This is a genomic window from Cellulomonas algicola (assembly GCF_003851725.1).
GTDB classification, from domain to species: Bacteria; Actinomycetota; Actinomycetes; order Actinomycetales; family Cellulomonadaceae; genus Cellulomonas; species Cellulomonas algicola.
In genome coordinates, this window is sequence record NZ_BHYL01000078.1 from 1 (window position 1) to 6,551 (window position 6,551).

8 protein-coding genes are annotated in these 6,551 nt (G+C 75.3%); 5 read left to right on the forward strand and 3 right to left on the reverse strand.

All coding sequences use genetic code 11. The features are described from left to right. From CTKZ_RS05990 to ccsB, 4 genes are all read left to right on the forward strand, one after another. On the forward strand, nucleotides 1-633 hold a 633-nt coding region (locus CTKZ_RS05990; RefSeq protein ID WP_148090465.1), incomplete at its 5' end, for a TlpA family protein disulfide reductase. After that, nucleotides 630-1,655: a cytochrome c biogenesis CcdA family protein gene (locus CTKZ_RS05995; RefSeq protein ID WP_124342095.1), complete on the forward strand. Its 1,026-nt coding sequence runs from the start codon at nucleotides 630-632 to the stop codon at nucleotides 1,653-1,655. The genes CTKZ_RS05990 and CTKZ_RS05995, both read left to right, overlap by 4 nt. 1 nt (nucleotide 1,656) lies before the next feature. Continuing rightward, nucleotides 1,657-3,393, forward strand: coding sequence for a cytochrome c biogenesis protein ResB (gene resB, locus CTKZ_RS06000; protein WP_124342096.1), 1,737 nt, complete (start codon nucleotides 1,657-1,659; stop codon nucleotides 3,391-3,393). Next, entirely contained in the window at nucleotides 3,390-4,397 is a 1,008-nt protein-coding gene (ccsB, locus tag CTKZ_RS06005) for a c-type cytochrome biogenesis protein CcsB (protein WP_124342097.1), read from the forward strand. The genes resB and ccsB overlap by 4 nt, the downstream gene beginning before the upstream one ends. Before the next feature lie 148 nt (nucleotides 4,398-4,545). On the opposite strand, the gene CTKZ_RS06010 is transcribed toward ccsB, so the two are convergent. Further along, the gene (locus CTKZ_RS06010; protein ID WP_124342098.1) at nucleotides 4,546-4,905 is read right to left on the reverse strand and encodes a PLD nuclease N-terminal domain-containing protein; all 360 of its coding nucleotides are present in this window, start codon (nucleotides 4,903-4,905) and stop codon (nucleotides 4,546-4,548) included. A gap of 50 nt (nucleotides 4,906-4,955) precedes the next feature. Between CTKZ_RS06010 and CTKZ_RS06015 the strand changes: the two genes are divergently transcribed. Then, nucleotides 4,956-5,315 carry a DUF4229 domain-containing protein gene (locus tag CTKZ_RS06015; RefSeq protein ID WP_124342099.1) on the forward strand — a complete coding sequence of 120 codons (360 nt, stop codon included), beginning with the start codon at nucleotides 4,956-4,958 and terminating at the stop codon, nucleotides 5,313-5,315. A 64-nt stretch (nucleotides 5,316-5,379) separates the two neighbouring features. Here the strand turns inward: CTKZ_RS06015 and CTKZ_RS06020 are convergent, their stop codons facing one another. Next, complete coding sequence (locus tag CTKZ_RS06020; RefSeq protein WP_124342100.1) at nucleotides 5,380-6,249, reverse strand: 1,4-dihydroxy-2-naphthoate polyprenyltransferase; 870 nt, start codon at nucleotides 6,247-6,249, stop codon at nucleotides 5,380-5,382. Then, the coding region (locus tag CTKZ_RS06025; protein WP_443090075.1) for an AMP-binding enzyme at nucleotides 6,246-6,551 on the reverse strand (306 nt) is incomplete at its 5' end. The genes CTKZ_RS06020 and CTKZ_RS06025, both read right to left, overlap by 4 nt.

The window sequence follows — 6,551 nt, forward strand, 5'->3', positions numbered from 1 at the left end:
TCGACGGCCCGCCCGTCCGCGCCGTGTCGGTCCCGCGCGCTCGCCCGGACCGCCGCCGCGCTCGCGGTCGTCGCCGCGCTCGCCGCCGGCTGCACGTCCGCGTCCGAGGGCGACGCGCCCGCCGACGTCGTCGACCAGGGCTACCAGTCGGGCGACGGCAGCGCCACGACGTGGGTCGCCGCCGACCGCAAGGGGCCGGTGGAGCTGTCCGGCACGGCGTACGACGGCAGCGCGCAGGACGTCGCGGACTGGCGCGGCGACGTCGTCGTCCTCAACACCTGGTACGCGAACTGCCCGCCGTGCCGCGCGGAGGCGCCCGACCTGGTCGCGCTCGCGACCGACTACGCCGACGACGGCGTGCACGTGCTCGGGATCAACGGGACGGACGCCGCCGGCGCCGCAGAGGCGTTCCAGCGCCAGTTCGACGTGCCGTACGTGAGCATCGAGGACACCGACGGCTCGGCGATCGCCGCGCTCCAGGGCGTCGTCCCCGTGAACGCCGTCCCGACGACGATCCTGCTCGACCGGGACGGCAAGGTCGCCGCACGCATCCTCGGCCTGGCCGAGGCGTCGACGCTGCGTGCGCTCGTCGACGAGCTCCTCGCCGAGCAGCCCGGCGGCGCCGCGTCGTGACCGCCGCCGTCGTCCCCGCCCTCGCCGCCGGCGTGCCCGTCGCGGCGGACGTCGGCGACGTCTTCGGCCAGGCGGTCGTGTCGGGCTCGCTGCTGCTCGCCGTGCCGGTCGCGCTGATCGCGGGGCTCGTGTCGTTCGCGTCGCCGTGCGTCCTGCCGCTCGTCCCGGGCTATCTGGGCTTCCTCGGCGGCATGTCCGGCGCGGGAGCGTCGCGCTCGGCCCGCACCGGCGCGACGAGCGCCGCCGCGGGGACGACCACCGCGGGGACGACCACCGCCGGGACGACCACCGCCGGGACGACCACCGCCGGGACGACCTCCGCCGGGACGACGTTCTTGACCGACGGCACGACCGTCGCGACCGGCGACGCGACGACCGGCGACGGCGGCGGGACCGCCCGCACCACGACGGCCACCGTGGAGCGCGTCGCGCCCGCCCGCTCGCGTGTGCTGCTCGGCGTCGGCCTGTTCGTCGCCGGCTTCACCGCGGTCTTCGTCGCCTACGGCGCGCTCGCCGGCTCGCTCGGCGGCCTGCTGCTGCGCTGGCAGGACCCGGTCACGCGCGTGCTCGGCCTCGTCGTGATCGTCATGGGCCTCGGGTTCCTGGGCCTGATCCCGTTCCTGCAGAACGAGCGCCGCGTCCACCTCGCACCCCGCGCCGGGCTCTGGGGCGCACCGCTGCTCGGCGTGACGTTCGGGCTCGGGTGGACGCCCTGCATCGGCCCGACGCTCGCCGCGATCCTCACGCTGTCCCTCGACGGCGGCTCGGCCGGTCGCGGCGCGCTGCTCGCCGTCGCGTTCTGCGTGGGCCTCGGCCTGCCGTTCCTGCTGGTCGCGCTCGGGCTCGAGAGCAGCGCGCGCATGGTCGGCTTCCTGCGCCGGCACCGCCGCGCGATCATGCGGGTCGGCGGCGCGATGCTCGTGATCCTGGGCCTCGCGCTGGTGACGGGCGTATGGGGGACGTGGGCGTCCTGGCTCCAGGGCGTCCTCACGGGCTACGACCCCTTCGTGCCGGTGGTGTGACGTGACGACCTACCGCCCCGAGGGCCTCGACGACGCGTTCACGCAGCCCACGGACGCGCCCGACGCACCCGCGGAGGCCCCCGTCCAGCTGCCGACCCTGGGCTTCACGGGCTGGGTGCGCTGGGCGTGGCGCCAGCTCACCAGCATGCGCGTCGCGCTGCTGCTGCTCATGCTGCTCGCCGTCGCCGCGGTGCCCGGCACGCTGTTCCCGCAGCGCGTGCAGGACCCGGCGAAGGTCGCCCAGTACCTGCTCGACCACCCGACGACGGGCCCGTGGCTCGACCGCCTCGGGTTCTTCGGCGTGTACTCGTCGGTCTGGTTCTCGGCCATCTACCTGCTGCTCTTCGTGTCGCTCGTGGGCTGCATCCTGCCGCGCACCAAGGTGCACCTCGCGGGGGTCCGCGGCCGTCCGCCGCGCACGCCCCGGCGCCTCGGCCGGTTCCCGGCGCAGGGCGGCGGGACGACGGACGACGACGCGCGCACGGTCGCCGAGCGCGCCGCGGCGACCATGCGCCAGGGCTGGTCGTGGCTGCCGTTCGTCCCGACGTACCGCGTCGACGTGCACGACGAGGGCGGCGGCACGTGGTCGGCGGCGGGGGAGCGCGGGTACCTGCGCGAGACCGGCAACCTCGTGTTCCACCTCGCGCTCGTCGGGCTGCTCGTGTCCGTCGCGACCGGCCAGCTGCTGCACTACCGCGGCCAGGCGATCGTCGTGCAGGGGCGCGGGTTCGCGAACGCGCAGGTCGACTACGACACCTTCGAGAGCGGCACCGCCTTCGACCCGTCGACGCTCGTGCCGTTCACGCTGCGACTCGACCGGTTCGACGCGCGCTTCGACCCCGAGACGCTCCAGTCCCGCGACTTCACCGCGCACGTGACGTTGACCGAGCCGGGCGACGCGCCGCAGGAGCGGACCATCAAGGTCAACCACCCGCTGACCGCCGGCGGCGCCAAGGTGTACCTGCAGGGGAACGGCTACGCGCCCGAGCTCACGGTCCGCGACGCGGCCGGCGAGGTCGCGTTCGCCGGCGCGGTGCCGTTCCTGCCGCAGGACGAGGTCTACACGTCGCGGGGCGTCGTCAAGGTGCCCGACGTCTCGGGCGACCAGGAGCAGATCGGCGTCGTCGGCTACCTGCTGCCGACGGCGACGCAGGTCAGCGACACCCTCTACCGGTCGACCGACCCGCAGCCGGACGAGCCGCTGCTCGTGCTGTCGGTGTGGTCCGGCAACCTCGGGCTCGACACGGGCGTGCCGCAGAACGTCTACGAGCTCGACGAGTCCCGGATGGAGCAGGCGGTCGACGCCGACGGCAACGCCGTCACGCTGTACGTCCGCCCCGGCGAGACGGTCGACCTGCCCGACGGCCTCGGCACGCTCACGTTCGACGGCCTGCCGCGGTTCGTCGCGCTCGACCTCCGGCACGACCCGGCGCTCACGTTCGTGCTCGTGTTCGCGCTGCTCGCGTTCGGCGGCCTCGCCGCGAGCCTGTTCGCACCGCGCCGCCGCGTGTGGGTGCGGGCCGCCCCCGGGACCGGCGACGACGCGGGCCGTACAGTGGTCACCGCGGCGGGACTCGCCCGCGGTGACGACGTCGGCCTCCAGCCCGAGCTCGACCGGCTGCTCGCGGAGATCCTGCCGCCGGCCGCCGCACAGCCACCGGACCCGACGGCCCCCGCCGACGTGTCCACCCCGTCCAGCCCGTCCGCCCCGACCGTCCCCCGAGGAAGCGCGACATGACCACCGGTGACCTCTCCACGCTGCTCGTGTGGGCCGCGGCGACCGCGTTCACGATCGCGCTGATCGCGTACGCCGCCGACCTCGCGCGCATCGCCGACTCCACGCAGCGGCGCGCCGCGGCGAAGACGGAGTCCCGCGCCGCGGTCGCCGCCGGCGGCGGCTCGGTCGCGGTCGCCGAGGCCCCGCCGGCTGCACCCCAGGGCTCGGCGAAGGCGGAGGGCATCGCCCGCTCGACGACCTACCTGGGCCTCGCGCTGCTGTTCGCCGGCATCGTGCTGCGCGGCATCGCCGCCGGCCGCTGGCCCACGGCGAACATGTACGAGTTCACGATCGTCGGCGTCCTCGTCGCGGTGTCGGTGCTCGCCGTCGTGCAGCAGCGTCGCGTGATCGCGTTCCTCGGCGTGCTCGTCATGGGCATCGCGGTCCTCGCCCTGGTGCTCGCCCTCAACGCGTTCTACATCCAGGCCGACGCCGTCCAGCCCGCGCTGCACTCCTACTGGCTGGTCATCCACGTCGGGGTCGCGATCATCGCGACCGGCATCTTCACGGTCGCGTTCGCCGCGTCCGCGCTCCAGATCCTCGCCGACGTGCGTGCGTCCGGCCCCAAGCCCGTCGACGCGCCCCGCGCCTGGACCGACGGCATGCGCCGCGCGGTCGTCGGGCAGCGGTTCGGGTGGGTCGACCAGGTGCCGTCGCCGCGCGACCTCGAGGCGCTCGCCTTCCGCCTCAACGCGCTCGGCTTCGTGCTGTGGACCTTCACGCTCATCGGCGGCGCCATCTGGGCCGAGCACGCGTGGGGCCGCTACTGGGGCTGGGACCCCAAGGAGGTCGGCACGTTCGTCGCGTGGGTCGTGTACGCGGCCTACCTGCACGCCCGCACGACGCGCGGGTGGAGCGGACGCCGCGCCGCGTACTTCGTGTTCGTCGGCTACGCCGTGGTGCTCGCGAACTTCACCGTCGTGAACCTGGTGTTCTCCGGCAAGCACTCCTACTCGGGCCTCTGACCGGCCCGCCCGAGACGGGCGGCGACGCGGACGCGGGACGTGCGCGCGGCGTGACGTCAGGCGTCGACATGACGTCAGGACGTCGTCGGAACGTCAGGACGTCGTCGGAACGTCAGGACGTCGCGGAGTGTCAGGACGTCGCGGAGCGTCAGGACGCGGGGGAGCCGTCCCCCGTGCCCTGCTCGCGTCGGCGCCGCTCCTCGTCGAGCTTGCGCAGGAAGTCGGGGTCGTCGTCGGGGGCGACCGGTCCCGAGCGGCGGCGCGGTGTCCACGACGACCCGCCCGACGCCGAGCCGCCGGTTCCCCCACCGGCCTGGCGGGCGGCCGCGCGGCGACCGCGGCTCACGAGGATCCACAGGATCGCGCCCAGCACGGGCACGAGGACGACGAGCGCCATCCACAGCAGCGGGTGGACGCCCAGCCGCTCCTCGTCGGAGCTGCGGGAGATGTCGAGCACGCACCACACGACGAGGCCGACCACGATCACGAACGCGAGGTAGCGGGCCATCCACCCACCCTAGGCGTCGAGCGGTCCCGCTGCCGTCCTAGGCTGGTGGGGTGCCCGTCGCGCTCTACACCCTCTACCGTCTGCTGCTCTTCGCCGCGTTCCTCGGCCTGCTCTGGGTCGCGGGGCTGCGGTCCTGGCTCGCGGTGATCGCGGCCGCGCTGCTCGCGTGGATGGCGGGGTACGTGCTGCTGCGCACGCCACGCGACGCGGCCGTCGCCTGGATCGCGGCACGTGACGAGCGGCGCACGCGCGAGGGCACCAAGGGGCGCTCGCGCGCGGACCAGGACGCCGACGTGGAGGACGCGGCGGTCGACGCCGCGGACGGTCCCCGGTCGGACGCCAAGGCGGACGTGCCGACGTCGACGGACGACGGCGGGACGTCCGTCGACCGCAAGAAGCCGACGGCCTGAGCCGACCGTCTGACCCGAGCGCCTGACCCGACCGCCCGCCTCGCTCCTCGGGCGGGGTCGACCGTCAGATCGCCAGGCCGAGCCCCAGCAGGACCCCGAACCCGAGCTCGAGCATCCCGGTGCCCGCGAGCACGGGCACGAGCGCGCGTCCGCGCGCCCCCAGCAGCACGACGCCGGCCAGGATGCCGGCGGGCGCGAACAGCGGCAGGACGAGCAGCGCCCACGGCGCGGCGAACACGCACACGGCGCCGAGCGCGACGGGCACGAGCACGAGCGCCGCGTACACGCGCCGCGCCTTGTACTCCCCGAGCCGCACGGCCAGGGTGCGCTTGCCGACGAGCGCGTCGGTCGGCACGTCCCGCAGGTTGTTGACCATGAGCAGCGCGCACGCGAGCAGCCCGACGGCCACGGCGCCGACCCACGCGGTCCACGGCAGCTCGAGCGCCTGCGTCCAGGTCGTGCCGAGCACCGCGACGAGCCCGAAGAACACGAAGACGCCGACCTCGCCGAGCCCGCGGTACCCGTAGGGGCTGCGGCCGCCCGTGTACGTCCATGCGGCAGCGATGGCGAACGCCCCGACGGCGAGCAGGAACCACTGGGACGTCACGACGACCAGCGCGAGGCCGAGCAGCCCGGCGACGGCGAACGACAGGAACGCCGCCGCGCGCACGGCACGAGGGCTCGCGGCGCCCGACGCGGTGAGCCGCAGCGGCCCGACACGGTCGACGTCGGTGCCGCGGATGCCGTCGGAGTAGTCGTTGGCGTAGTTGACGCCCACCTGCAGCGCCAGCGCGACGCCGAGCGCGAGCGCGGCCCGTCCGAGGTTCGCCTCGTCGAGCTGTGCGGCGGCACCCGTGCCGACGAGCACCGGTGCGGCCGCCGCCGGCAGCGTCCTGAGCCGTGCACCGGCCACCCACTCGCGTGCGGTCGTCACGCGCCGCTCCTTCCGGTCGGTGCGGGCGGGGCGCCCGCGTCGTCGTGCACGCCCGTCGGGGTCGTGCGCTGCTTGTCCTCGTGTCCGACAGCCTCCGCGGCGAGCCGCGCGACCGCCGTGCGGTCCACCTTGCCCGGGCCGCGCAGCGGCAGCGCGTCCACCGTCACGAGGTGGCGGGGCGCGCTCGGGGCGCCGAGCCGGTGCGCGACGGCCTCGCGCACCCGGTCGAGCGTCGGGGCGTCGCCCGCGCGCGGCACGACGACCGCGACGACGGCCTGCCCCCACTCGGCGTCGGGCACGCC